Source organism: Peribacillus sp. FSL P2-0133 (genome assembly GCF_037975445.1).
Taxonomy (GTDB): domain Bacteria; phylum Bacillota; class Bacilli; order Bacillales; family DSM-1321; genus Peribacillus; species Peribacillus simplex_E.
Window position 1 is genome coordinate 2,783,445 of the sequence record NZ_CP150254.1, and the last position, 24,877, is coordinate 2,808,321.

General features: G+C 39.2%; 23 protein-coding genes and 4 pseudogenes. 13 read left to right on the forward strand and 14 right to left on the reverse strand.

Annotated features, from left to right (window positions below; genetic code table 11):
* Positions 1 to 365 precede the first annotated feature (365 nt).
* Positions 366 to 1,028: an L-serine ammonia-lyase, iron-sulfur-dependent subunit beta gene (gene sdaAB / locus MKY17_RS13360; RefSeq protein ID WP_339202182.1), complete on the forward strand. Its 663-nt coding sequence runs from the start codon at positions 366 to 368 to the stop codon at positions 1,026 to 1,028.
* Positions 1,029 to 1,068: 40 nt separating this feature from the next.
* Positions 1,069 to 1,944 (forward strand): L-serine ammonia-lyase, iron-sulfur-dependent, subunit alpha, encoded by an 876-nt coding sequence (gene sdaAA, locus MKY17_RS13365; RefSeq protein WP_339200947.1) that lies wholly within the window; start codon positions 1,069 to 1,071, stop codon positions 1,942 to 1,944.
* Positions 1,945 to 1,980: 36 nt separating this feature from the next.
* Here sdaAA and MKY17_RS13370 read toward each other — a convergent pair.
* A pseudogene (locus MKY17_RS13370) lies at positions 1,981 to 2,271 on the reverse strand (transposase); the annotation flags it as partial.
* Between the two features lie 275 nt (positions 2,272 to 2,546).
* Between MKY17_RS13370 and MKY17_RS13375 the strand changes: the two are divergent.
* From MKY17_RS13375 to MKY17_RS13415, 9 genes and pseudogenes are all read left to right on the forward strand, one after another.
* Positions 2,547 to 3,539, forward strand: a complete 993-nt coding sequence (locus MKY17_RS13375) for a thiamine pyrophosphate-dependent dehydrogenase E1 component subunit alpha (protein ID WP_098372333.1) — start codon at positions 2,547 to 2,549, stop codon at positions 3,537 to 3,539.
* 21 nt (positions 3,540 to 3,560) lie between these two features.
* Entirely contained in the window at positions 3,561 to 4,595 is a 1,035-nt protein-coding gene (locus MKY17_RS13380) for an alpha-ketoacid dehydrogenase subunit beta (RefSeq protein ID WP_339202183.1), read from the forward strand.
* A gap of 107 nt (positions 4,596 to 4,702) precedes the next feature.
* Positions 4,703 to 5,926 carry a dihydrolipoamide acetyltransferase family protein gene (locus MKY17_RS13385; protein ID WP_339202185.1) on the forward strand — a complete coding sequence of 408 codons (1,224 nt, stop codon included), beginning with the start codon at positions 4,703 to 4,705 and terminating at the stop codon, positions 5,924 to 5,926.
* 17 nt (positions 5,927 to 5,943) lie between these two features.
* On the forward strand, positions 5,944 to 7,326 hold the full coding sequence (gene lpdA / locus MKY17_RS13390; RefSeq protein ID WP_339202187.1) for a dihydrolipoyl dehydrogenase: 1,383 nt from the start codon (positions 5,944 to 5,946) through the stop codon (positions 7,324 to 7,326).
* Between the two features lie 43 nt (positions 7,327 to 7,369).
* Positions 7,370 to 8,146 carry an acetoin reductase gene (locus MKY17_RS13395; RefSeq protein WP_098372337.1) on the forward strand — a complete coding sequence of 259 codons (777 nt, stop codon included), beginning with the start codon at positions 7,370 to 7,372 and terminating at the stop codon, positions 8,144 to 8,146.
* A gap of 213 nt (positions 8,147 to 8,359) precedes the next feature.
* A complete protein-coding gene (locus MKY17_RS13400; protein ID WP_339202189.1) occupies positions 8,360 to 10,246 on the forward strand; it encodes a sigma-54-dependent Fis family transcriptional regulator in 1,887 nt (628 codons plus the stop codon).
* Positions 10,247 to 10,318: 72 nt separating this feature from the next.
* Positions 10,319 to 11,296, forward strand: coding sequence for a nitronate monooxygenase (locus MKY17_RS13405; RefSeq protein WP_339202191.1), 978 nt, complete (start codon positions 10,319 to 10,321; stop codon positions 11,294 to 11,296).
* Positions 11,297 to 13,039: 1,743 nt separating this feature from the next.
* Complete coding sequence (locus MKY17_RS13410) at positions 13,040 to 13,219, forward strand: hypothetical protein (RefSeq protein WP_286177137.1); 180 nt, start codon at positions 13,040 to 13,042, stop codon at positions 13,217 to 13,219.
* Positions 13,220 to 13,320: 101 nt separating this feature from the next.
* Positions 13,321 to 13,884, forward strand: a pseudogene (locus MKY17_RS13415) (tyrosine-type recombinase/integrase).
* Positions 13,885 to 13,914: 30 nt separating this feature from the next.
* On the opposite strand, the pseudogene MKY17_RS13420 reads toward MKY17_RS13415, so the two are convergent.
* The 5 genes and pseudogenes from MKY17_RS13420 to MKY17_RS13440 form a co-directional block, all read right to left on the reverse strand.
* A pseudogene (locus tag MKY17_RS13420) lies at positions 13,915 to 14,341 on the reverse strand (ArsA-related P-loop ATPase); the annotation flags it as partial.
* Positions 14,342 to 14,375: 34 nt separating this feature from the next.
* A pseudogene (gene arsD / locus MKY17_RS13425) lies at positions 14,376 to 14,753 on the reverse strand (arsenite efflux transporter metallochaperone ArsD).
* A gap of 85 nt (positions 14,754 to 14,838) precedes the next feature.
* The gene (arsC, locus tag MKY17_RS13430; protein WP_339202194.1) at positions 14,839 to 15,258 is read right to left on the reverse strand and encodes an arsenate reductase (thioredoxin); all 420 of its coding nucleotides are present in this window, start codon (positions 15,256 to 15,258) and stop codon (positions 14,839 to 14,841) included.
* Between the two features lie 34 nt (positions 15,259 to 15,292).
* Positions 15,293 to 16,591: an arsenic transporter gene (locus MKY17_RS13435; RefSeq protein ID WP_339202196.1), complete on the reverse strand. Its 1,299-nt coding sequence runs from the start codon at positions 16,589 to 16,591 to the stop codon at positions 15,293 to 15,295.
* Positions 16,592 to 16,608: 17 nt separating this feature from the next.
* The gene (locus MKY17_RS13440; RefSeq protein WP_098372343.1) at positions 16,609 to 16,956 is read right to left on the reverse strand and encodes a metalloregulator ArsR/SmtB family transcription factor; all 348 of its coding nucleotides are present in this window, start codon (positions 16,954 to 16,956) and stop codon (positions 16,609 to 16,611) included.
* Positions 16,957 to 17,286: 330 nt separating this feature from the next.
* Between MKY17_RS13440 and MKY17_RS13445 the strand changes: the two genes are divergently transcribed.
* Both MKY17_RS13445 and MKY17_RS13450 read left to right on the forward strand, forming a co-directional pair.
* Positions 17,287 to 17,733 carry a hypothetical protein gene (locus MKY17_RS13445; RefSeq protein ID WP_098372344.1) on the forward strand — a complete coding sequence of 149 codons (447 nt, stop codon included), beginning with the start codon at positions 17,287 to 17,289 and terminating at the stop codon, positions 17,731 to 17,733.
* A 232-nt stretch (positions 17,734 to 17,965) separates the two neighbouring features.
* On the forward strand, positions 17,966 to 18,097 hold the full coding sequence (locus tag MKY17_RS13450; RefSeq protein WP_339202200.1) for a hypothetical protein: 132 nt from the start codon (positions 17,966 to 17,968) through the stop codon (positions 18,095 to 18,097).
* Between the two features lie 153 nt (positions 18,098 to 18,250).
* Here MKY17_RS13450 and MKY17_RS13455 read toward each other — a convergent pair whose 3' ends face one another.
* The 8 genes from MKY17_RS13455 to MKY17_RS13490 form a co-directional block, all read right to left on the reverse strand.
* The gene (locus MKY17_RS13455; RefSeq protein WP_339202202.1) at positions 18,251 to 18,565 is read right to left on the reverse strand and encodes a hypothetical protein; all 315 of its coding nucleotides are present in this window, start codon (positions 18,563 to 18,565) and stop codon (positions 18,251 to 18,253) included.
* Between the two features lie 1,134 nt (positions 18,566 to 19,699).
* Positions 19,700 to 21,073, reverse strand: coding sequence for an FAD-dependent oxidoreductase (locus tag MKY17_RS13460; RefSeq protein ID WP_339202204.1), 1,374 nt, complete (start codon positions 21,071 to 21,073; stop codon positions 19,700 to 19,702).
* 52 nt (positions 21,074 to 21,125) lie between these two features.
* A complete protein-coding gene (locus MKY17_RS13465) occupies positions 21,126 to 21,581 on the reverse strand; it encodes a MarR family transcriptional regulator (RefSeq protein WP_141994861.1) in 456 nt (151 codons plus the stop codon).
* 60 nt (positions 21,582 to 21,641) lie between these two features.
* Positions 21,642 to 21,851, reverse strand: a complete 210-nt coding sequence (locus MKY17_RS13470) for a hypothetical protein (protein ID WP_339202206.1) — start codon at positions 21,849 to 21,851, stop codon at positions 21,642 to 21,644.
* A gap of 22 nt (positions 21,852 to 21,873) precedes the next feature.
* Entirely contained in the window at positions 21,874 to 22,359 is a 486-nt protein-coding gene (locus MKY17_RS13475) for an arsinothricin resistance N-acetyltransferase ArsN1 family A (protein WP_144551583.1), read from the reverse strand.
* A gap of 319 nt (positions 22,360 to 22,678) precedes the next feature.
* Positions 22,679 to 23,758: a CopD family protein gene (locus MKY17_RS13480; protein WP_339202208.1), complete on the reverse strand. Its 1,080-nt coding sequence runs from the start codon at positions 23,756 to 23,758 to the stop codon at positions 22,679 to 22,681.
* Positions 23,755 to 24,291 (reverse strand): copper resistance protein CopC, encoded by a 537-nt coding sequence (locus MKY17_RS13485; protein WP_339202209.1) that lies wholly within the window; start codon positions 24,289 to 24,291, stop codon positions 23,755 to 23,757. Before MKY17_RS13485 ends, MKY17_RS13480 begins: the two co-directional genes overlap by 4 nt.
* A 9-nt stretch (positions 24,292 to 24,300) precedes the next feature.
* Positions 24,301 to 24,807: a class I SAM-dependent methyltransferase gene (locus tag MKY17_RS13490; RefSeq protein ID WP_339202211.1), complete on the reverse strand. Its 507-nt coding sequence runs from the start codon at positions 24,805 to 24,807 to the stop codon at positions 24,301 to 24,303.
* Positions 24,808 to 24,877: the final 70 nt, after the last annotated feature.

Sequence of the window (24,877 nt, forward strand, 5' to 3'; positions counted from 1 at the left end):
ACCTTTTTCGCCTGTTCGATAACTGAAATTATTATTAGTTGAATAAACTCTTTTTTAAGCATTGACGCACTCAAGGGCCGTTCTCGTCTTGTAAAGCTTTTTCCCTGCTTCTGACAAGTAATGTAACCGGGACGGCCACACCAATCGCAGTGTATGGAGTTTTGTACGATTTCAATGATCCTGTAAAGGTGACTTATCACAGCTGAGTTATGTGCAAGTTGTGAGAGATTCGGTAGGTTTCCTTGGCTTAATCGTGTTCAAAATTAAAAGATTAGGCTCTTTCACGAATAAGGGCGAAAGAAAAACAAAAAGCGGCATAATGAAGACGGATAAACAAATCTTTTCCCAAAAAGGGGCATATCACGATGAAATACAGATCTGCATTCGATATAATCGGTCCCGTCATGATTGGACCTTCAAGCTCACATACAGCAGGAGCTGCCAGAATTGGCAGAGTAGCACGGACATTATTCGGAAAGCAACCGAAGAAAGCCATCATTTCTTTATATGGCTCTTTTGCAAAAACATTCAGGGGACACGGTACAGATGTCGCTGTCGTAGGCGGGATATTGGATTTCGATACGGATGATGAACGAATCCCTGCCTCTTTAACGATAGCGGAAGAAGCCGGCATGGTAGTTACCTTTACAATCGAGGATACTGTGATGGATCATCCTAATACAGTCAAGATCAGACTGTTCGACGAAGATAAAGAATTGGAACTTGTTGGGATCTCGATTGGCGGCGGAACGATAGAAATAACGGAATTGAATACGTTCAAGCTTAAATTGTCGGGTGAAAACCCAGCCATTTTAGTCGTGCATAACGATGTGTTTGGAATCATATCCTCCGTTTCGACAGTATTGGCGAATCATGAAATTAACATTGGACATATGGAAGTTTCACGAAAAGAAAAAGGTCAAATGGCCCTCATGGTGATTGAAGTCGATCAGAAAATCAAGGGTGATGTCATGAAGGAAATTGAAGGATTGGAAAACGTGTCGCAAGTCATAAGAATGGTTGAATAATAATCAGTAAAAGTGTTGGCATAGATATGGAGGTAAAAACATGTTCCGAAATGTAGCAGAGTTGGTTGAACTTGCTGAAAGTAAACATGTAAAAATCGCGGAAATCATGATTTTACAAGAAATGGAGTTCTCGAGCCTGTCGAGAGAACAGATCATTGAAAAGATGGACAGGAATTTGACAGTGATGGAACAAGCGGTGGAAAGAGGCCAGAAAGGTGTGCAATCCGTTACAGGCCTAACGGGCGGGGATGCCGTTCTTTTGCAAAATTATATCAAGTCAGGCAAGGCGCTCGCAGGCGATTTATTATTGGATGCCGTCAGTAAAGCTGTTGCGACGAACGAAGTGAATGCAGCAATGGGAATGATTTGTGCCACTCCGACTGCCGGTTCGGCAGGCGTTGTTCCCGGGACATTATTTGCTGTGAAAGAAAAATTAAACCCGACCCGAGCAGAGATGATCGAATTTCTTTTCACTTCCGCTGCCTTCGGTTTCGTGGTCGCAAACAACGCTTCCATTTCTGGAGCGGCTGGTGGCTGCCAAGCAGAAGTGGGCTCGGCAAGTGGCATGGCCGCAGCTGCGATAGTAGAACTGGCCGGCGGTACACCGAGCCAAGCCGCAGAAGCGATGGCGATCACATTGAAAAATATGCTTGGACTGGTTTGTGATCCAGTGGCTGGATTGGTTGAAGTTCCTTGCGTGAAACGTAACGCAATGGGTGCCTCCAACGCGATAACGGCAGCTGATATGGCACTTGCAGGCATTACTAGCCGCATTCCATGTGACGAAGTTATCGACGCCATGTATAAAATAGGATTGACCATGCCGGTTGCACTTCGCGAAACGGCAGAGGGCGGGCTGGCTGCGACTCCTACTGGGCGTAGATTGGCAAAGGAAATTTTCGGTTCATATAAATAAACCTACGCCTTAGGCTCAATTATGAAATCATTGTCCTCAAAAGTTTGCTCTGTATTGCAATAGCATTGGAGAAAAAACAAAGTCACTTCTAGGTATTGGCTCCAAATCTACTTTATTATACAGCTCGCAGAGATGGCAAGCATCAATCACATCTGTTTTTACTTTTCGTAGAGATGAGCTCTTTTCTCGATATAAGACAAGTGGGTTAATGATAATTTGTAAATAATCTCTTTCCTCGAAATGCTGAACAACTGGTGTATGACAATGACTAGTAGACTCTAATACGACCGGAGGTCGAATTCCTGTTAAGTTTTCTATTTCTCCCTTATTTACAAAAATCCATGATAGTAAGTACTGACACCCTAAATGAATCTTAAAAACGCTGCTTCCGCATTCATATTATCTTTTCACTTCAGTGATTAATGAATTGGGATAGTATATTTTAAAAAAACGAGACAAAACGAGACAACATTCTCATTTTGTCTTGTTTTGTCTCGACTGAAAATAGATAAAATCCTAATTTTACCGACCTCCCATCTTGGCACGGCATTTGCAATATCAATATAAAGATTGACTCATTATTAATGATTGGGGGCTGAAAAATGGAAACGGTTCAATCGAATGAAATAAAGTTATCACAGGACAAGGCTTATTGGATGTACAAAAAAATGCTGGAGATCAGGAAATTCGAAGACCAAGTTCATGAATCTTTTGCAAAAGGGATTTTACCAGGTTTTGTCCATTTGTATGCTGGGGAAGAAGCGGTAGCTGTAGGAGTATGTGCTCACCTTTCTGAAAAGGACAGCATTACAAGCACTCACAGGGGGCATGGCCACTGTATCGCAAAAGAATGTGACCTTAACGGGATGATGGCTGAAATCTATGGGAAAGTGACAGGGCTTTGCAAGGGAAAAGGCGGTTCCATGCATATTGCCGATTTGGATAAGGGGATGTTAGGTGCAAACGGGATAGTTGGTGGAGGCTTTCCGCTCGCATGCGGTGCAGCATTAACTGCGAAATATAAAAAGACCGATCATGTTAGTGTTTGTTTTTTTGGTGATGGTGCCAATAATCATGGGACATTCCATGAAGGTATAAATCTGGCGGCAATTTGGAAGCTACCCGTAATATTCATCGCAGAAAATAATGGGTATGGGGAGGCCACGCCATTCAATTATGCTTCAAGCTGTAAAACGATAGCCGATCGGGCGATTAGCTACAATATCCCGGGTGTCCGAGTGGATGGGAAAGATGTATTGGCTGTGTATAAGGCTGCCGAAGAAGCCGTTCAGAGGGCTCGCAGGGGAGAAGGTCCATCATTGATCGAATGCGTTACTTATCGTAATTATGGACACTTCGAGGGAGATGCACAGAAATATAAAAAAGAACAAGACAAAAAGGAGCATAAACAAGAGAAAGATGCGATTTCCCTGTTTAGGAATTACTTACTCAAACAGAATCTGCTGGCGGAAAAAGAACTGATTTCTCTTGAGATTGCCGTTGAGGAATCTATTAAACAAGCAGTCAAGTTCAGTGAAGATAGCCCATATCCAGAGGCTTCCGATTTATTAAAAGATGTTTATGTATCCTATTAAATTATAAAAGGAGGAATTGAAATGAGTAGAAAAATCAGTATGTCACAGGCAATAAATGAAGCAATGGCCATGGCAATGAGAAAAGATGAAAATGTCATCCTTATGGGAGAAGATGTAGCCGGAGGCGCAGAGGTTGATCATTTGCAGGATGACGAAGCATGGGGTGGTGTTTTAGGTGTCACAAAAGGATTGGTTCAAGAGTTTGGCCGCGATAGAATCCTTGATACTCCCATTGCGGAAGCCGGTTATATGGGTGCGGCCATGGCAGCCGCTTCGACAGGCTTACGACCGATTGCCGAGCTAATGTTCAACGATTTCATTGGCAGCTGTTTGGATGAAGTATTGAATCAAGGTGCGAAGTTCCGCTATATGTTTGGAGGAAAAGCACAGGTTCCCGTGACAATCCGTACGATGCATGGTGCAGGGTTCAGGGCTGCAGCACAGCATTCACAAAGCCTTTATGCCTTGTTCACTAGCATTCCTGGATTGAAGGTAGTTGTTCCCTCATCCCCCTATGACGCAAAAGGGCTCTTACTTTCAGCCATAGAAGATAATGATCCTGTCATCTTTTTTGAAGATAAAACGCTATACAACATGGTCGGAGAGGTTCCGGAAGGCTACTATACAATCCCAATCGGCAAAGCTGAAATTAAAAGGAAAGGCTCGGATTTGACGGTCGTTGCCATCGGTAAACAAGTTCACACCGCGATGGAGGCTGCTGAAAAACTTACTTCAAAAGGCATTGAAGTTGAGATTGTCGACCCTCGGAGCTTGTCACCACTGGATGAAGAATCGATTCTCAATTCTGTGGCAAAAACAAATCGTTTGATCGTGATTGATGAAGCGAACCCTAGATGCAGCGTCGCAACGGATATTGCCGCACTGGTGGCGGATAAGGGATTTGACACGCTCGATGCGCCAATTAAGAGGATTACGGCACCACATACACCTGTACCTTTTTCTCCACCGCTAGAAGATATTTACCTTCCAACATCAGAAAAAGTGATACAAGTCGTTAAAGAATTATTGGGGGAGCCTTCCATTCTTAGGGTGTAAATAAATCAATATGATGCATGCTCCAGCTTTTTCGAATAGAACTGCAAAAGTTGGAGCAACAAAACCAAAGTTGGACACAGAAACCAATCTGAAGGGAGAAAAAAGTTATGGCGGTCGAAGTAGTAATGCCGAAATTAGGCATGGCAATGAAAGAAGGTACCGTTTCTTTGTGGAGTAAGGCTGTTGGGGATCCAGTCGAAAAAGGTGAGGCAATAGCCAGCATCAATTCAGAGAAAATCGAAATGGATATTGAATCTCCGGCGGAAGGTACGATTCTGAATATAGCTGTCCAAGAAGGGCAAGGAGTACCTCCAGGAACCGTTATCTGTCATATCGGAAATCCGAATGAAGAAATAGTGAAAGATGATCATGTTGCTGAACAAACTCAGTCGAGAATTGCTGATCAAGAAAAGCCGAAAACAAAAGAGTCACCCATTTTGTCAATGGGAGATCGTTTGATGATCACCCCGGTTGCACGAAAAATGGCACAGGCAGCGAATCTTGACATTGAGAAGATTCAAGGCACCGGGCCAGGAGGAAGAATCACTAAAGAAGATGTACAGAAAGTAATCGAAAAAAGGGATTCCATGTCGGTAAATACAACAGAAGAAAGAATAGTTCCTCCCCAACCTACTTTAGAGAGTCGGCAACAGATCCCTGTTACCGGAATGAGGAAAATCATTGCAAAACGTATGAAAGAGAGCTTGCAAAGCAGTGCCCAATTAACTCTAACGATGAAAGTTGACGTCACCGATTTAGTCATTTTGCAAAAACAGGCTACTGAAACGCTACAAAAACAGGAATCAACTAAATTGACTATAACGGACTTTGTTGCCAAGGCTGTCGTGCTTTCACTTAATGAGCATCCTAAAATGAATAGTGCTTATATTGAAGATAACATCATTTTGAATGAGCATATCCATCTTGGATTAGCGGTGGCCTTGGAGAAGGGGCTCGTTGTTCCTGTCATAAGAAATGCCGAAAATTGTACCCTAAGGCAGTTATCGAATAAAGGTAAGGAATTGGCCCGGTGTGCACGTGACGGTCAATTGCCTATTGAAGACATGCAAGGGTCCACTTTTACCATCAGTAACCTTGGGGCATATGGCGTTGAGCATTTTACACCGATTCTCAATACACCGGAAACGGGGATACTGGGAATTGGCTCTGCTTATGATACCCCGCTTTATATTGGCGAAGAATTGGAGAGGAGAACGATCTTGCCACTCAGTTTAACTTTTGATCACCGTGTACTCGACGGGGCACCCGCTGCTGCCTTTTTACAAACACTAAAACGGTATTTAGAAGAGCCGATCACCGTGATTTTATAAAAAAGGAGGGAAAGCTCTTGAATCGTATAGCTATTATAGGCGGCGGTCCTGCTGGGTATGTAGCGGCAATCACTGTTGCCCAGCAGGATAAGGAAGTCATATTGGTAGTCGATGGGCCATTGGGGGGCACCTGTTTAAACGAAGGCTGCATGCCAACGAAGTCATTATTGAAAAGTGCCGATACGTATGACTTGGTGAAAAATGCCGGGCATATGGGAATTCGCCTGCCCTCCAATTCGATTGAAGTCGATTGGGATACCGTACAGGAACGAAAGAGAGATGTCATATCTAAACTAGTGAACGGCATTCGATATTTAATGAATAAGAATAAAATAAAAGTCATTCAGGGAAGAGCGTCTATCCTGACGAGCCATCGACTTCGGATCGAGAACGGAAATAAAAATGAAGAGATTGAAGCAAGTAAGATCATCATTTCAACGGGGTCCGAACCGATTCCTTTATCTTTTGCGCCGTTTGATGGTGAATGGATCATCCACAGTGGCCATGCCATGTCACTTCCTGCCATTCCCGATTCGCTGCTAATTGTCGGAGGCGGCGTCATCGGATGTGAATTTGCCAGTATTTATAGCAGGATGGGCACCAAGGTTACCGTTATAGAAATGGGGCCAAAGCTGCTTCCGGGGGAAGATGATGATATTACGAGCATCCTTCATGGAGAATTGAAAACCCAAGGTGTAACGGTCCATACATCCACATCTGTCAAAAGCATCAATGCAGCCAGTAAGACGGTATTTTTAGAGAAAAGCGATGGCGAATTTGAAGAACTTCATGCAGATTACGTACTCGTATCAATAGGGAGAAAACCAAGAGTGAACGAAATGGGCTTAGAGGGAAATGATATTGATTTTTCCCGACTTGGCATCTCGGTGGATGATCGAATGCAAACAAGCACTCCATCTATATATGCTTGTGGTGATGTGATAGGGGGCATACAACTTGCCCATGTCGCTTTTCATGAAGGGCGAGTTGCGGCTCTAAATGCCTGTGGTCAATTTGCACAAGTTAATTACCGGGCAATCCCTCGCTGCATTTATACCTCCCCGGAGATTGCAAGTGTAGGCTTGACTGAAAAAGAAGCGCGTAAAAAATATGGGGAAATTAAAGTTGGTGAATTCGCTTTTTCGGCAAATGGGAAAGCAATCCTTTCCAATAAACCGGTAGGAAAGGTCAAAGTCCTAGTGAACCCACAATATAATGAAATTCTAGGTTTTACCATTGTTGGTCAACATGCGACAGAATTGATTGGTCAAGGTACGGTCATGCTGCATGCAGAAATAACGGCAGATATGATGGGAGATTTTGTAGCGGCACATCCAACCTTGTCGGAATCCATACATGAAGCTTTTTTGAACGTTGTAGGTCAAGCTGTGCATTCATAAAAAATTATAAATAAGCTTTTTTTGACAGAAGGGAGATTTTTGTATGGCTAGCGGTCAAAGGACGGCGGTAGTCACTGGTGCCGGACGTGGTATCGGACGTGCCATTGCATTAAGATTAGCTCAAGATGGATTGAATGTGGTCATTAACGATGTCAATATGGATACGGCTGAATCGGTCGTGAATGAGATCAGGGAAATTGGACGTGAAAGCTTTGCCGTTAAAGCAGATGTAAGCAATAGACGGGAAGTATTCGATATGGTGAATCAAGTTGTGGAACGTTTTGGACAACTTGACGTTATGGTTTCAAATGCAGGAATTGCTCAAATAAAGCCTCTATTGGAGGTAACTCAAGAGGATCTGGAACAGATTTTCAATATAAATGTAAATGGTGTCCTCTTTTGCCTGCAAGCCGCTGCTGAACAAATGAAAAAGCAAGAAGGCGGAAAAATTATAAGTGCTGCCAGCATCGCCAGTTACAAAGGCTTTAGTTTATTAGGTACATACTCGGCCACAAAATTTGCCGTAAGAGGCATTACACAAGCGGCAGCACAGGAATTGGCCCAGTTTGGCATTACGGTGAATGCATACTGTCCAGGAATTGTCGGGACGCAAATGTGGGATTTAATCGATGAAAAAATGGGCCAATATATGAATCTTGCTAAAGGTGAAACATTTAAAAAGTTTACAGATTCCATAACCTTAGGACGCTCTGAAACCCCAGAGGATGTTGCGAAATTCGTATCTTACCTTGCTTCACCGGATTCGGATTATATGACAGGGCAATCCATCATGATTGATGGTGGGGTTATATTTTCATAAAACTAACACATTATATTGTTAGAAGGAAAAGCATCGTGTGAATGATCACATGATGCTTTTTGTGAATACTAAATCTATATATTGTAAGCGAATACATAATCTACTATAATTAAATGGACCTCGATTAACATCTTATTTTATACTCCATGGTATTTTTCCTCTAGATTGACTGTTCAAATGAAGGTTTAAACCAAATGATTAGAGGAGGATTATATGCTATCCACTAGTTGTTATCTACGCACATGGGAACGCTTTGTCAGTGAAGGGGTTCTCGATTCAAATCGTCTGAACAAGCGAATAATGGAATCCTGGCATCGCTGCAAAAAAGAACAAGTTAACCCATACCTTAACAAAGGCAAACACATTTTGACGACTGAATTATTGGACATTCAAAGAGAAAAAAACTCCTTCCTATTAGAAGTGGCATCACCCCAATTAACTAGGATGAATCAATCGATAAAAGAATCTGGAATGATGGCTCTATTGGTCGATCCGGATGGATATGTCCTTTCACTTTCCGGAAACGAGAAAATCCTCGAGGAGGCAGGTAAAATAAATTTTGTGGAGGGCGTATGCTGGACGGAGGGTGAGGTCGGAACGAACGCAATTGGAACAGCTTTGAAAACGGGTGAAGCCGTAATGATCCAAGGTACCGAGCACTATTCAATTGCCTCCCACAAATGGAGTTGCTCTGCCATGCCCATTTTAAATGAAGACGGTAAGATATTGGGAGTTTTGGATATATCTTGTCCAGTAGATTATTTCCATCCCTCCATGCTGGGTATGGTAGCCAATTTGGCGTATACGATCGAACAGGAAATGGGAGTGCGTTCCTATAAAAAGGAGCTGGCACTGACCCAGCACTCGATAGAACTTGCAGAGACCTATCCGGATTTGCCTTTTATCGTCTGTAATCATAAAGAAATGATAATCTCCGCCAGTAAACAGATTCGCAAAAAAATTCCTCAATCCATTGGTATGGCATTGGCTGATGTATTAAATCATGGATATCGAATCGTAAAGGAAAATCCGCTTCTATCCAAAGAAGATAATAGGATTTCAGGTAAGTGTTTATTCTTATCAGAGAATCATGGTCATGAAACCAATAGGCTTTTCCCTGCTTCAATGCCTGCAGAAAGGTTTGCCTTCAAAGGGGAAAGCGGGATTAGCGAATCCTTTCATAACACATTACACAAAGTGAAGCTTGTTGCACCGAGAGAAGCCAATGTGTATATATCTGGTGAAACAGGGGTCGGGAAAGAGCTTATTGCCATGGCCATTCATGAAAATGGCTTCCGTAAAAAAGGACCGTTCGTCACGATAAATTGCGGAGCCATACCTAAAGATTTAATGGAGAGTGAATTATTCGGGTATGTTGATGGTGCTTTTACAGGGGCTAAACGGCAAGGGTACAAAGGGAAGTTCGAGCAGGCAAATGGAGGGACCATTTTTCTCGATGAAATCGGTGAAATCCCTTCAGCGATGCAAGTTGCCTTACTGCGTGTACTTCAAGAAAGAAAAATCGTTCCAATCGGTGGCACAAAAAGCATTTCATTGGATATTCGCATTATCACTGCAACACACCGTAATCTTGAAGAGCTTGTCAATGAAGGGTCCTTTCGGAAGGATTTATACTATAGGTTGAACGTTTACCCTATTCATGTACCTCCATTGAGAGAAAGAATTGAAGACATTCCTTATCTAGTCAACTACTTGTGTTCGAAGAATAATTGGAATATTCCATTAACCGAAGAATTATTGATACATTTAAATGATTACAATTGGCCAGGCAATATTAGAGAACTGCAGAATGTACTTCAGCGATTGACCATCTTACTTGCAGAAGGACCTCTGGATTATGCTAAAGTGTTGAATTCCATGCATTCACAGCCCGTTACCCGACATGATGATTTCCCTTCATGGGATGAACATGGTAAAAAAGGCATCAAGGGAAATGAACTGACAATCCGTGAAAAAATTCAACGGGATTTAATGATAGAGGCATTACAAAAATCAAGAGGAAATGTAACGGCTGCAGCAAAGTTGATGGATATACCCAGAAGTACATTTTACAAGCGGCTTCATAAGTATGGGATATAGACATGGCGTGTGTACATTATGTAAGAAGAGTAGATTGATAGAAATCCATGGAAAATGAGAGGGGTATGGCAAATGAAAACAAGAATTACAGAATTATTGGGGATTGAATATCCGATTATTTGCGGCGGGATGTTTCAAGTTGGCCGAGCCCCGCTTGCAGCCGCCGTTTCAGAAGCGGGGGGACTAGGCATCATAACTTCGAAAACACAGGTGACACCAGAAGGTCTACGTGATGAAATACGCAAAGTGAAAACTATGACCAAGAAGCCCTTTGCTGTCAACCTGAACCTGTTTCCAAGTCAAACGGCAACTCCGAATGATGAGTTCATCGATATTTTAATTGACGAAGATGTAAAAATTGTTGAAACGAGTGGCCGAAGCCCAGAAAGTTTAATGGCCAAACTTAAAGAGCACCGCTTTACCGTGTTACATAAGGTAGCGAACATTAAAAACGCAATGTCGGCTGAGAAATTAGGAGTCGATGCCATTATAATTGTAGGGAATGAAACAGGCGGACATCCAGGCATGGGGGATGTAGGAACGCTTGTCATGCTCCCTAGAGCCGTTGACTCCGTTACTATACCAGTAATAGCAGGCGGAGGATTTTCGGATGGCAGAGGCCTGATTAGTGCCTTGTCACTCGGTGCTGAAGGTATCGTCATGGGGACTCGCTTTATGGCAACGCAAGAAGCACCGATCCATGATAACGTGAAGCAGTGGATGGTATCTGCCAATGAAATGGATACGGTTGTCATCCAACGGAATATAGGCAGTCCGTCACGTGTAGCATTAAATGCAGTCAGTAAAGAAGTGGACAAACTTGAAAATGAAGGTGCCACTATAGAGGAATTGATTCCACTGATTACGGGACAACGAAGCAAGAAAGTATACTTTGAAGGAAATTTAGACGGAGGAATCTGGTCATGCGGTCAATCCGTAGGACTGATAAAAGAAATATTGACTGTCAATGAACTAATAAAACAAATCGTCCAAGAAGCAAAAACCTCGTTCGAATTCATCCAAAGCCGTATCGAATCCATTCGAACATGAATAATGTATCAGGAACATGAGATCAAGTGCTATTTCGTGTTCCTTTTTTGTCTATTAGACATAAGGTTGAAGGAAAAACTCATTTAATCGAAACTCTAACGCGAAATGCCCCTTCAAATAAGAAAAAAAGGTACATAACTCATCAATAACTTGCTAACCAACTTTCCTCAACTTCTTAATAAAGACTTTTGTAAAAGAACCAAAGAAATAGGTAATCATCATTTCGTGATTAGAGTTTACATAACATTATTATTCCGTTTTATAAAAATATGTTGTCATCTCGCATTAACTTATAATCTGCCTTGATTTGTGAAACCTTGTAATTCATTTATATGTAAAAATCGACTTTTACATATAAATGAATTACACCCATTATACCAAAGAACTGATTGCTGAAGGTAGGAAGTGTTTTTTAAAAAAATCAATTTGAAGGTTTACTTTATCGCCTTTGGCAGCTTCCTTGCAATTATGAAAGCAGTTCCTTAAAATCGTAACCTTTACTTAAAAATAAGTTTAAAAACAGAGCGGATTGTTCATCATTTATTAAAGGTTATTCATGATATAGGCAGTTATAAGTTTAAAGAGAGATTATATTGCTAAATAGAGGACCCTAAAATCACTTTCAGGAAGAAAAAGCGGGAATTTCAAGATAAAAACCCTTAGAGTTGTCATAAGAGAAAATATATTAATATAACTTTTTAGAAGTGTTAACCCGTGATTTTTCTCATATTGCCATATATTATATATATCAGAATAACAAAATTGGTAAATCAGGTCAGTTAAGCGTAATGTTTTGATAACTATAGAATTTCAAATGAGCAACTTGAATAAAAAGATTAGAGGGGTCTCAGCAGAGCGGCGTTATTTTTATTAATAGAAGGGGGGAATCGTTTATTTACTTCATGTCTATATCTTCATACACAACAACTGAAGATTTATCCAAATTCTTTGTATCGAGCAATGCTGAAACCGGTTTTTTACATGAAGGAAAAACATAATATAGTTTAGAATTAATACAACAAAATGATTTGAGATCCTTAGAGTCAAATGACTAAGTATAATAAATAATAAGGGAACTAAAACGATTAAGTGATTAATCGTAAACAAACAAAATAGACAAAAACGAAAAATGTTAGCCATTAACAGATAAATTACGATTGAGAATAAATATCTGAAATTTAATTGACATTTGAGAATTAAATATTATGGGACTTAATTCATTGTGAAATTAGCTTAAATCAAAGCAAAATTCACTGCCAATATTTAATCCCAATATAAAATTGAAGATCAATCATTTTTTTCTAACTAAACGTAACAAGATTTACGTAAAGTATTAGTTAACAATGAGTAATTAGATAAAAAGATAATAATAAATAATTGTGCAGATAAATATAAAAATTTGCATTTCGTCTCATTAAGTTAAGTATTCTTAAGATATGAGATAAAATTAACAATAAAAATATAACTTCCTATAATATATATTATGTAAACTAGATACAAACATAATAGTACCAAGTGGTCTCAGCATCAAGTTCCCATAAGATTCATTATTGTCCCCTAACTTGGCTCAAGTTGACTATAATATTCAATGCTGCTTCCGATTAGTCGGTTAGTTCTCATAATAAATGGATTCGAACATAATTCCTTGGGTTGGACAGAATAATTCCCAGGAGGTCTTATAATTATGAATTACGTTCAAGCTTCGGATGATTATCTCACTTAGAAGTTGAGAAAAATTACTCCTTGAACACTTTAACTAGTTACGCATTCGATTTAAAGCTCTACGGTGAGTTTTTAACTGCTAACAACCGATCATTAGACTTAGATGAGCTCACGTCGTCCAGTGTGCGTCTTTTTGTGCAAGATCAGTCATCAATCATAGTATTAAGCCAAGAACGCTATAACGCCGCATTTCGTGCTTAAAATCATTTAGTAATTAATATTGTCTAAAAGAAAATTACATGAAGTCTGACTTCACAGCAGGTATTCAAGCACCTAAAGTCGATAAGAATTTACCCAAATATATGACCTTACAGGAGCTTCAAAAGTTATTTACCTATTTAGAGCATGATCCACGACCCCAAAGAATTAGAAATGAATTAATGTTTAAACTACTTGGAACAACAGGAATGAGACGTCAAGAATTAGTGGATTTAACATGGGAGTAAGTAAATTTAGAAAATCAAACGATTTTAGTTCGAGGAAAAGGGAGAAAAGAACGCCTCCTTCCCCTTCCTCCCATTGTCTTTCCGTTATTTCAAGACTATAAAGAAACTCTTTTAAAGCAGCAAAAACATTATAGTGAACCAATCTTTTATAATCAAAAAAATAAGCCTTTAAATCCGCGTGGATTGCACAAAATATTTAAAGAGATTTTAGAACGAGCTGGTTTACCCGCTCACCGATTCTCTCTGATCCATTTGAGGCATACGTTTGCTACCTTACTATTGCAAGAAAACAAAGATAAAGTGGATTTAAGAACGTTACAGGAATTATTAGGCCATGAAAGTCTTGTTACTACGAGTATGTACACCCATATAGATTTTGAACAGAAGAAAAAAGCCATAAACAGTTTTTTTATTAGTTAATTAAAATAATGTGGTTTTACTTGGATTTTATAGGACCTCTACGGTTTTTGCATAAAGATCTTTCTTATCCGCCAACCCTGATAAAGGCCCTAAGCATGACGCACCATGCGTGCTTTCTTCCAGGAACCCATTCCATGCCGTTGGCAGCTACAAAAGTCTCAGCGTATGCCCAGTTGGGGCCGTATCAAAGATGATATGGTCATACTGATTGACTATGTCAACATTGGTCAGCAGATTTGAAAATTCATCAAATGCGGCAATCTCCACCAACACAAGGAACCGCTAGGGGCGAATTGGTAAATGCTATTCCAAATACATCTTGTAAGTTGGAAGCTGGGTCTGTACTAATGAGTAACACCTTTTTCCCACTCGGCTAATGCAATGGCGGTCGCACTAGCGGTGGATGTTTTTCCTACCCCACCCTTTTTCCCGTTAAAAATAAAAAGGGCGTATGAATGGCATTCTTCGGGTTGAAGGATTGAAACGTACTTTTACCTTCTTTCTAATTTCAGTTGATTTAAATCAATGGAAAGACGAGCTTTTGGCTTTTTATTTAACTTTTCAGGTTTTACTTCAAACCATTTCCCAAACTCTTCGTTCGTTGGATAACTTCCCTCTTTTACAATCTGATTATTGACTAAAATAATAGGCAAGGCGTCAGGTCCTTTTTCGTGTAAAGCTTTATTAATGTCAGGGTTGTCTGCGAACTTAACAGGATCATTGGTCAATTAATAACGTTTGATATCAAACCCTTTCTTTTCTAAAGAATAAACAGCAGTTGCCACCCTTGTTAATTCAGGATCAACACTCGGTCCACATACCCCAGTTGAACAGAACATGGCAGGATCAAAGATTTCCACTTTCATCATTTGTTTTCTCCCCTTCTTATATAATCATTTAATTATGCTATGGATAAAACGAAAGCCGAGTGATTACTCGGCTTTTCAGTTTTATTTATACGCCCGTTTTAGAGAAACGTTCAATTCTTTCTCCGATTTCATCACGAACACGTTGGAAGGTCGCCCATTTTTCTTCATCGGTCCCTTCCGCTCTTGCTGGGTCATCAAATCCCCAATGTTCTCGTCTCACATGCGGTGGCGTCATGGGACATTTATCTGCCGCATCGCCACATAATGTGACTACAAAATCGGCATTATTTAAAATGTCAGGGTCAATGATATCGGAATTTTGATTGGTAATATCCATTCCAACCTCGTTCATCGCTTTAACAGCTTTCGGATTTAACCCATGTGCTTCAATTCCTGCACTTAGCACTTGCCATTCGTCTCCTAGATATTTCTTACCCCATGCTTCAGCCATTTGACTTCTGCACGAGTTACCTGTACATAAGAAGTAAAGTGTTTTTTTAGCCATGTTGTTCCTCTCCTTTATGAGTAAAATGATGTGTTTAGTGAATAATGTTCAACCATATATATAGGCCAACTAATGTGATGAACAATGTTGGGATGGTTAAGATAATACCCGTTTTAAAGTAGGTTCCCCATGAGATTTTCACGCCTTTTAATGAAAGGACATGCAGCCACAATAAGGTAGCCAAAGAACCGATCGGTGTAATTTTTGGTCCCAAGTCCGAACCGATGACATTGGCATAAATAAGGGCTTCCTTAATCGCGCCCGTTGTATTCGTGTCGGAAATGGCAAGAGCGTCTATCATGACCGTCGGCATGTTATTCATAAGCGATGAAAGAACAGCTGCGATGAATCCCATTCCGACAGTAGCAGCGAATAATCCTTGATCAGCTGTCACTTGGATTAGGTCGGCTAAAATGTTCGTCAATCCAACGTTTCTCAATCCATACACCACGACATACATTCCAATGGAGAAGAACACAATCGCCCATGGTGCGCCTTTTACAACGGTCTTGGTATTTACAGCTGGACTTCTTCTTGCCATAAACAAGAAGAAAATGGCGATAACACCTGCAATGATGGATACAGGAATGTTGAAAAATTCACTGATAAAATAGCCTACCAACAGAACACCTAAAACAATCCCAGACAGGCGAAACATTTTTACATCCCGAATGGCATCGACTGGCTTCTTCAATTGAGCCATATCATAATTCTTCGGAATGCTCTTTCTGAAGTACAAATATAATACCAGGATGCTAGCTACTAATGAAAACAGGTTGGGAACGATCATTCTAGATACGAACTCAATAAACCCGATATCAAAAAAGTCAGCAGAAACAATGTTGACCAGGTTACTTACTACAAGCGGTAAGGATGTAGTGTCCGCAATAAACCCACTCGCGATGATAAATGGGAAGATCATTCTCTCTTCCAACTTCAAGTTTCGAACCATCGCCAATACAATCGGAGTTAAGATGAGCGCGGCTCCGTCATTTGCGAAGAACGCAGCGACTAGAGCTCCGAGAATGCTCACATACACAAACATCCTAACTCCATTTCCCTTGGCCGCTCTCGCCATATGTAGAGCTGCCCATTCAAAGAACCCAATTTCATCTAAAATTAAAGAAATAATGATAATAGCAATGAACGCCAACGTCGCGTTCCATACAATTCCCGTAACGGTAATTACATCGTTGAAGTCAACAACTCCTACGAGTAAGGCAAGTAACGCACCCCCGCATGCTGACCAGCCGATTGACAATCCCTTGGGTTGCCAAATGACGAATGTCAACGTCAGCAAAAAGATGATACTCGCTAATATAACTGTACCCACTGATGTTCTCCTCCTCGTTAGTCACAACAAATTCGTTTTCCTTGTGCTGTTAATTCTTCTACTTTAAATGCTTGACTTGGCAAGTCCTTGATAACTGTTTGAATAAAGGAGTAATACGAGGATGCTTGGTTTAACGAGTAAAATATCCATTGTCCCCTTCTCGCTTCATTCACAATTCCGCTATCTTTCAACTTTCGTAAATGTTGGCTAATAGCAGGTTGGCTCATATCAAACAGGTCTACAAATTCACAGACACAACATTCATGTTCAGACATAATTTTCACCATGGTCAAACGTGTTTTATCACCTAAAAGTTTAAGAACGTTTGCAGTACCTTCTATTTCCAACGCTTCATTCGTTTGCATGTTATCCCTCCTAGCCTAATCGAATATATAATTAAATGCTTATGTGGTTATTCAATATCATTGTATAAGCATATTCTTATTTAATCAAGGCTTAACTATTCAACAAAATAATTTTTTATTTTAGTCTGCTTAAAAGATGGTTTCAAAATATCTCCGAGCCTATTAGCCCCCTTCAAAGACTTGTTTAAGGGTGTTGTTAATTTTCTTGATGAACTAACGGGGCAGTATAGTTCCATAAGGTTTCATTCCTTTTTTGGGTTAAAAACGAGTGAATTGAAACATCATCGGGAAACGTATAAGAAGAAACTATAAAAAAGGAATTGAAGGAAATTGGCACAGTATTACTCTTTACTAATCTTGTCATTTGTAATGCTTGTGGGGATGTCGGCTTATTTTTGGCATTTTTATAAATTGAAAAAGAAAAACGGAGATTCGTATAAGATACCGATCAAGGACATTTTTGGAGTCGCCTTTTTATTTCTCCTATCAGGATTCTTGTTTGTTTTTTCTTTGTTAGACCTGCCTAACGTTTTAGCTGATAATACGAAACAATATAAAGGGGATTGTGAGGTCGTCATATTCGATATTACAAGAGGGGGACATACAGAGGCTAACTTTGGAAAGCATAGCATTATGTTTCCTAAGAATTATCAGGGTGTAGAAGAAGGTAACTACTACTGTGAAGTAGAGTATTATCAACAAACTGAACAAGGAAAGTCATTGAGAGTTTATCAGTCAAAAGGCGGAATACTAATAAATGAAAATAGTGTTTCTTAATCAGCTAACGCAGTGTATTCGTACTGTGAGCTCTAAGTAAGAGCCATATTATTAAAAGGATGAAAAATATAAAACGACTCCCTATCCTAATAATAGTTTTTTCAATTTACATATTAAAATTTCTCTTTTTTGTCACTGGTAGTTTTCTCTTTAAAAAATATGGACTTTAACATTGAGTGGAACACCAGAGTTTCGTTCACACCAATAAAAACAAAAACTGAGGTGGAGTTTAATGTATGATACATGGATTTCTAGTCATTTCATAAATACAGCGTTCTTCCCTGTTTTAGTACTTGGTGTAACGATAATAATATCAGCTAACAGCTATCTTTGTTCATTTCATGGATGGCTAAAGGGTGCATAAGTTGAAGGTCGGAGTTGTCTTTAAGGCAGCTTTTTCTTATGGACACTAACGGGGCAGGATAATTCAGTAACGTCGTATAGGACATATAGTGAACAATTAAAAAAAGACAGTGTACCACTGCCTCTTTTTGTATGGGTTAAAAAAAACGAAGAATTATTTAATCTTATCTAGTGAAATTATTCTATGTTTTAATTCTGAATTCATATCTAAAACACCTATCACAATTTGATTATCTTCCGTCAATGTTATGTATCTGAAATAATCATCATCAGAAATCATCAAATCGGTGTCATTCGTCGTTTTTTCCATTTTGGCAAATACATCTACTGTGTACTCAAGGTGAAAAAAATCATCAAATCCCTTGCTTGAGCTACCTACCCAGGTATACAGAAAATCTTTCAGTGTGATTTGTTCAATCCCCGATAATTGTTTCTTGAATTTTAACTTATCTACTGTAACGCTTATCATCTTTCATCACTCCTTAACGAGTCTTAATTATATATATTGAAGTCTCCTCCAACAATGCTATTTGCGTAACAATCCGTTTACAATTTAGTTACTAAGGGGCAGGTTTGTTGAAAAAGAATGTCCATATTCTACCTAAAGGCTAAATGATTGTTTTCTGATAAAATGATGTGAATTACAGCCTTTTAGGAGGAGAAAGATTGGATGCTTTGGTTGTTGGATATATGAAGATTGGTTTAAAATCCTTATAGAACTAACAGGTTTCTATTACATAAATGAATTTGAGCTATGATTATAGCTCTTTTTTATGGGTACTGAAGTCTAATTAAAATTACATAACTTATCTACTATGGATTATTTTACCCCTTATGAATAATTACTCTTTATTGTTATTATTTAAAGGTTCGAATTATTTTAATATGATATCGTTAATTCACCATTAAGGACTGTGATTTACTGTGAGAGCAATAAATAGAATTAACTTAGTTACAAAGTTATTAATTTTTTTAATTTTTGCTTCCTTTAATACATATATTTGTTTTTTTGCAAAAGACAAAACAGAAGGCATAGTTACTGCGTGTATAGGTAGCTTTCTAGTGATTATAGTTGTAACTATTGAATTTCTTCTGAGGAAGAAGTAAAAGTGAGGAAAAAGAGATGGAGTTAAATGCTATTGCAAGGGGATGTTGGTTCGTAATCATTATTACATATTTTGCCCCTATGATTGAAAATATTTGGTTGAGTTTTCTTTTTGTTTTTATCTCCATTGGAATGGGTTTTTATCTATTAGAGAAAATTCCTTACTTGAAGAAGACGATACCAAAGAAAATAGGTTGGATCATAATGCCTTTGTTTTTTGTCTTAATCATTTTACCAGATTTGTTATGGGTAAGGAATTAAAGGTGCGTTATGTGGTATACCCCATAAGAAGTGTACAAAAACACGTCCAAACCGTACAACCTCCAACGGGTTAATGGGGGCGTAAAAAACAAAAAACGGACTTTCGAAAGTCCGTTTTTTCATGCACCCGTTAGTAACTCCACTTATATTTAAGGAGTAAAAACAATGGATTCCTTATATTTTCTTCCTTTATCTTTGGATGGTTCCAGCAATTCAACTTTCCACTGTTCCGTTTCTTTAGCAGCAAGAATTCTTTTTAATTTCCAATCTCTCTAAAACAGGACTCCCACAGCAAGATCCATCCTTAGTTTCAGTTGCTGGGGTATCAGAGTCGCAGGAGCTAGATGTCAGGTTCACACTGCAAACTCCTGTTTCAGGCAGTTCCAAGTGTACTTCTTTTGCTCCCTCAATATCGCCAGTAAGATAAGCCACTACCGAACGGATTTGTTCGTAGCCTGTCGCCAGTAAGAATGTAGGTGCTCTTCCATAACTCTTCATGCCAACAATGTAGAAGTACTTTTCAGGGTGCCGTAATTCTTGTTCACCATGCGGCCGCACCGTTCCACAGCTATGAATATTGGGATCAATTAGCGGAGCAAGCGTGTCTATGCTTTCCACAGCTGAATCAAGGTTTATCCTTATTTCATTTAAAAAGGATGTATCGGGTCTGAAACCCGTACTCACAACGATTTCATCGATATCACCAAGTGTGAATTCTTCTCCGTTTAGTTCTCCCACCACAGTGATTTGACCGTTTGTTGGATAAACTCTTTTAATATGAAAGGGAGTAAGAATATGGATTCGTCCAGACTCCACTAATTGCTGAATTCTTATGCCCAACTCTCCACGAGTTGCCAAGCCGTCGTTTTCTTGCCCGCCGTACACTTCATGCATCTGTTTTTTACGAAGAACCCAGTAGATCTTGGTATCCGTAAATTGCTGCTGTAAGGTGGCCAGATCCAATAGAGCATTTATGGCAGAATGACCACTTCCGATCACCACGGTGGATTTATTTTGATATCTGTTTTCTAGTTGTACGACGTTAGGGATGCCATAGTGGATTTGTTTGTGTAATTGTCTCTCCGCATTCGTCCAAATTCCATTTGAAAGGATCGGGTTCGGATTGGTCCAAGTACCTGAGGAATCAATCACTGCTTTCGCTTCAATGACTGTTGTGTCACCATTCACTTCTACATACAGTTGAAAGGGAACAGTATCCCGTTGTCCTGTTTTTAATTTATCGTGTGCCCTTTTGGCAACACCGACTACTTTTGCTTGTAACATAATGTTTTCCTTCATTTCTGGTAGGTTACTCAACGGCAGAAGGTACTCTTCTACCAATTCGCGACCTGTCGGCAAAGCTTCTTCGTCAGGTGACGCCCATCCAGCGTTCTCTAGTAATTCCTTTGCTGCTTTATCGATGTTATATTGCCACGGAGAAAACATACGAACGTGTCCCCACTCCAACATGCTCGAACCAACGGAATCCCCCGCTTCCAATACGATAAACTTCTCCCCTTTTTTTAGTAAGTGAGCGGCAGCGGCCAGGCCCACAGGTCCCCCACCTATAATTGCTACGGGTAATGTACTATTATCAAATTGGACCATCATTATTCCCTCCTATATTTTAGTTGTAATTTGCAAGTATTTTCGAAAAATTATACTACCCCCAAGGAGTAGTACAACATACGGAAGACTTCAACATTCGATCATTAAGCAATTGCAGAGAACGCACGACTGATTCCTTTTCAAACTCATTCATCGTTTTGAAAATCTCATTCAAGTAATCATTCATTTGTTGGTCGATGGTTTGATTGGTTTTCACGCCTTCATCGGTCAGAGAAAGAATAGAAATTCTCCGATCTTCCGCATCTGGGGTTTTTGTGACTAAATTCAATTTTATTAGGGATTGGATTTGTCTACTGAACGTCGTAATATCCGTTCCCAATGTTTCTGCAATTTGCTGGATGGAAGCCTTATTTTGTCGATGTATTTCATACAGGATATGGCTTTGAACAAGGGATATCTCAATTCCATCAGCGCTGCAACAATTTTTATTCAATAATCCAAAACGTCTAGTTAAGAGTTGGAAGAGACCTCTAAGGTTTTCATTTTCCATTACTTTCACCTCTCTTAATTTATACGTTAATTATTTGCATTTTGCAACTATTTGATTCAACTATTTTTTTGTTGCTCCTTTTAGCTTATTAAAAGCTGTCATGAAATTTCGGTAAGTTTGCTCGCCATAATAAAACGCTTCGCCTTTAAAAAAGTTGGCTTCAATGAATTCTTTTGTCTTTTCCACCACAGGTTCACGAGAAGCTAAAGCCAGTTTGAAATAGGCATCAAAATAACCAACAGACAATACGCTTGAATGGTTCACTGTCATAATCCTCCTACCCCCTAATTGTTTACAGTAATTTCTCCATAGCCATCACATCGACAAATTCCCCATCTAAAATTCCCTGGTTCTTAAATACTCCTACTTCGCGATATCCCCGTTTTTTGTACAATCCTTGACCCATCTGGTTAAAGGTAAAAGTGAATAACACAATTTTATTGAAGTCATTTTCTTTTGCGAGCTTTTCGATTGATTGCAGCAATAAACCGCCAACTCCTTTTCCTCGATGATCTCTTGAGATATAAACTGATAAATCGGCAACCCCTTTATAAGCACTACGATTGTTATATGGGTTCAAGGAAGCCCATCCAACGATTTCTCCTTCTTGCTCAGCGACAATGACCTTATAGCGACCGCTGTGTTTAGCAAACCATTCCTCCATGTAAGTTTGGTCCTTCATCTCTGTTTCTAACGTGGCGACCCGATCTTGAATCCCTTGATTGTAAATTTCTTTGATGAAATCTATGTCCGCTTCCATCGCTTCACGAATGATCATACCTTTCCCCTTCTCCTTTCACTTGTAAAAGCAAATTATTCATTACAAATATTCTATATCCAATTTATAATACCAATACTTGCAAGTTGCAAGTATAATTTAAGTGATACAAACATTACGTTTTCACTAAGTCATAAATGGGGTTCCTCGTTTTTAATTAATACGAGTAAAAAGAGCAATGCAATTTACTATTTGAATCACATCGTTCTTAATGTTACTTTTATAGTTCTTATTTGTTTATATGCAAAAAAACCTCAGCAATTGCCGAGGTTTTATAACGGGATTAGGTTAAATTGCTTATAAGTGAACTTTCTACTTTTTATATGGAAATGGACAGCATCAGCCCCATATATAAGGCCGCAATAAAACATATTCCAAATACGAGTCCTAAATAGGGTTTTGCTTTTCTAAAGCTTACAACAATCATCGTCAAAAATAAGATGGAAATTATCATTAACAAGATGGTTTGTAGAGATGGGATGAACTGTATGTACAATGGAGCAATAATATCTTTGTTTAATAACCATTCTACCCAAGGAGAGGCACCTTCTGAACTTACTGTAAAATCAATTTCATGAGGAGGCATGAGCGTCCCTAATACTCCTGTAAGATAGAAAACAATCATCAGTAAAATGGTTTCACCTATTAGCCAAGGACGTGGGTTAAATGATGAAAGATACAATGCCTTTTTTACAAGAAAACCGTTAACAAATGCAAAAGCGATAACAGGTATGATACTTATGTGTTTAAGAAGCAGCATCTGCCCGTAAGGCAGCACCCAAGATTTCATATAATCCTGTGGTTCCACAAAAGAAAACATTATGATAAACCCACTTATTAATATGATGACTAAACAGGCAAGAGCAAATGGTGTAAACCATCGTAAAAACCTTAACCAATTGGACTGTTTCTTTGAGAACCAAGAAACATGGATGAGTATGCCTGTCCATAATGAGACAATAAGGAAATGTGTCGTGTGAGAGAACAATCCCGACCAAAATGACAACGATGCACTATGGCTTGCATAGCCCACTCCAAGGAACATTAGAAATAACAACAACGCCTGTACATATTTTGATCCTTGTACATGGATGGTCATCCATAATAACGTCGCCATAAAACTAATGAAAGTCCAGGCTTTTCCTACCTGAAATTCAGTAAAGGCGGACAGGGTAGCTTGTTGTAACCCAATACCTTCCTTAAAAAAGGAGATAACTTGAACAATGGGTCCTAATGTAAAAATAATAATACCCAGAGTAGAAAGAAGCAAAATAGGTTTCGGTATCCTAATTACTGGTTTTTTTTCTTCTGGTACAAATTGTAGTGCCACATGCCCCGCAAGAATCGAAAACAATATATAGTTTCCTAATTCAGCAAAAGGGATAAGTATATTCATCATTTACGCTTTTTCCTGAACATCAAAGCTACACCCAAGCATAAAACGACTAAAAGAATTACGGTGATGATGGTTGTTACTGAATTGGATGAGGTTTGATTTTCCTTTTGCACCTCTCCTTTATCCTGCTGTTCATTTTCTTTGTTAGCTGCTTTTGGTTGTGCCTCTTCTTTTTCTTCTTGCATTTGTTTTATTTGTACAGTGAATGAAACCTTGCCAGAAATGGGATGACCATCCTCCCCTGCAATAGTCCAGTCAATGATATACGAACCATTTTCAAGAGGGGCAGAAGGTGACCCAACCATTTTCTTGTCTTGTACCTGAACTTGAGAAAGCGAAACCTCTTCTCCATCTTTCATTAGTTTCATGGTGCTTAATTCCTCGATAGATCCTGCAAAGTCCAGAACGATTTCATCCAGTTCCTCGGTAACCATTTGCCCCTCTTTAGGATTGGAGGAAGTAAGTTCCGTATGTGCATTAGCTATGGTAGGAATGCATGTAAACATGCACATCAACATAAAAAGTATCTTTTTCATTTTTATGATCTATCCTTTCTTGTTAGCTGTTATTTTTCTATACAACCCATTCATCATAACATCCTTATCCTCTATAACTTCGCAGGTGTTTTCGACAATTTTGTAAACGTTATAAAAGTCCATTCCGATATCTGTTCCCATTCCTTTTAGAATAGGACGGAATACTCTCTGCCCCATCCTTATTTTTTTTCCTTTTGGTACAAACTTATCAAACACGAGAAATCTGCCATTCTTCTTTAATACTCTTACCATTTCTTTTATTGTCATTTCCGCATCAGGTACCACCGTAAGTATTAAGTTGGCAACAATAAAATCAAATGTTTCGTTCTCAAAGTCCATTTGCTGTGCATCCATTTCTCTAAACCTTATGGATGAATCGGTATATTTCCCTTGTGCCTGTTTTAACATATCACACGAGTAGTCAATAGCCGTAACCTCATATCCCTTATGGAGTAAGTATGGGAGGTCCGCACCCGTTCCAACACCGACTACAAGAACTTTACTTCCCTTGTCCAAGCTAACTTCATGAAAGATTTCTTTTCTTGCTTTTAAAAATAATCCAGCGTTAAAGACATAATCGTAAATA

What these genes read in the sequence shown, in the direction of transcription:
- sdaAB (WP_339202182.1), top strand. Translation starts at nt 366, where the DNA reads ATGAAATACAGATCTGCATTCGATATAATCGGTCCCGTCATGATTGGA.
- MKY17_RS13480 (WP_339202208.1), bottom strand. Translation starts at nt 23,758, where the DNA reads ATGATGAATATACTTATCCCTTTTGCTGAATTAGGAAACTATATATTG.
- MKY17_RS13460 (WP_339202204.1), bottom strand. Translation starts at nt 21,073, where the DNA reads ATGATGGTCCAATTTGATAATAGTACATTACCCGTAGCAATTATAGGT.
- MKY17_RS13395 (WP_098372337.1), top strand. Translation starts at nt 7,370, where the DNA reads ATGGCTAGCGGTCAAAGGACGGCGGTAGTCACTGGTGCCGGACGTGGT.
- MKY17_RS13485 (WP_339202209.1), bottom strand. Translation starts at nt 24,291, where the DNA reads ATGAAAAAGATACTTTTTATGTTGATGTGCATGTTTACATGCATTCCT.
- MKY17_RS13465 (WP_141994861.1), bottom strand. Translation starts at nt 21,581, where the DNA reads ATGGAAAATGAAAACCTTAGAGGTCTCTTCCAACTCTTAACTAGACGT.
- MKY17_RS13470 (WP_339202206.1), bottom strand. Translation starts at nt 21,851, where the DNA reads ATGACAGTGAACCATTCAAGCGTATTGTCTGTTGGTTATTTTGATGCC.
- MKY17_RS13380 (WP_339202183.1), top strand. Translation starts at nt 3,561, where the DNA reads ATGAGTAGAAAAATCAGTATGTCACAGGCAATAAATGAAGCAATGGCC.
- MKY17_RS13375 (WP_098372333.1), top strand. Translation starts at nt 2,547, where the DNA reads ATGGAAACGGTTCAATCGAATGAAATAAAGTTATCACAGGACAAGGCT.
- MKY17_RS13385 (WP_339202185.1), top strand. Translation starts at nt 4,703, where the DNA reads ATGGCGGTCGAAGTAGTAATGCCGAAATTAGGCATGGCAATGAAAGAA.
- MKY17_RS13455 (WP_339202202.1), bottom strand. Translation starts at nt 18,565, where the DNA reads ATGATAAGCGTTACAGTAGATAAGTTAAAATTCAAGAAACAATTATCG.
- MKY17_RS13450 (WP_339202200.1), top strand. Translation starts at nt 17,966, where the DNA reads ATGTATGATACATGGATTTCTAGTCATTTCATAAATACAGCGTTCTTC.
- MKY17_RS13440 (WP_098372343.1), bottom strand. Translation starts at nt 16,956, where the DNA reads ATGCAAACGAATGAAGCGTTGGAAATAGAAGGTACTGCAAACGTTCTT.
- arsC (WP_339202194.1), bottom strand. Translation starts at nt 15,258, where the DNA reads ATGGCTAAAAAAACACTTTACTTCTTATGTACAGGTAACTCGTGCAGA.
- sdaAA (WP_339200947.1), top strand. Translation starts at nt 1,069, where the DNA reads ATGTTCCGAAATGTAGCAGAGTTGGTTGAACTTGCTGAAAGTAAACAT.
- MKY17_RS13405 (WP_339202191.1), top strand. Translation starts at nt 10,319, where the DNA reads ATGAAAACAAGAATTACAGAATTATTGGGGATTGAATATCCGATTATT.
- MKY17_RS13475 (WP_144551583.1), bottom strand. Translation starts at nt 22,359, where the DNA reads ATGATCATTCGTGAAGCGATGGAAGCGGACATAGATTTCATCAAAGAA.
- MKY17_RS13400 (WP_339202189.1), top strand. Translation starts at nt 8,360, where the DNA reads ATGCTATCCACTAGTTGTTATCTACGCACATGGGAACGCTTTGTCAGT.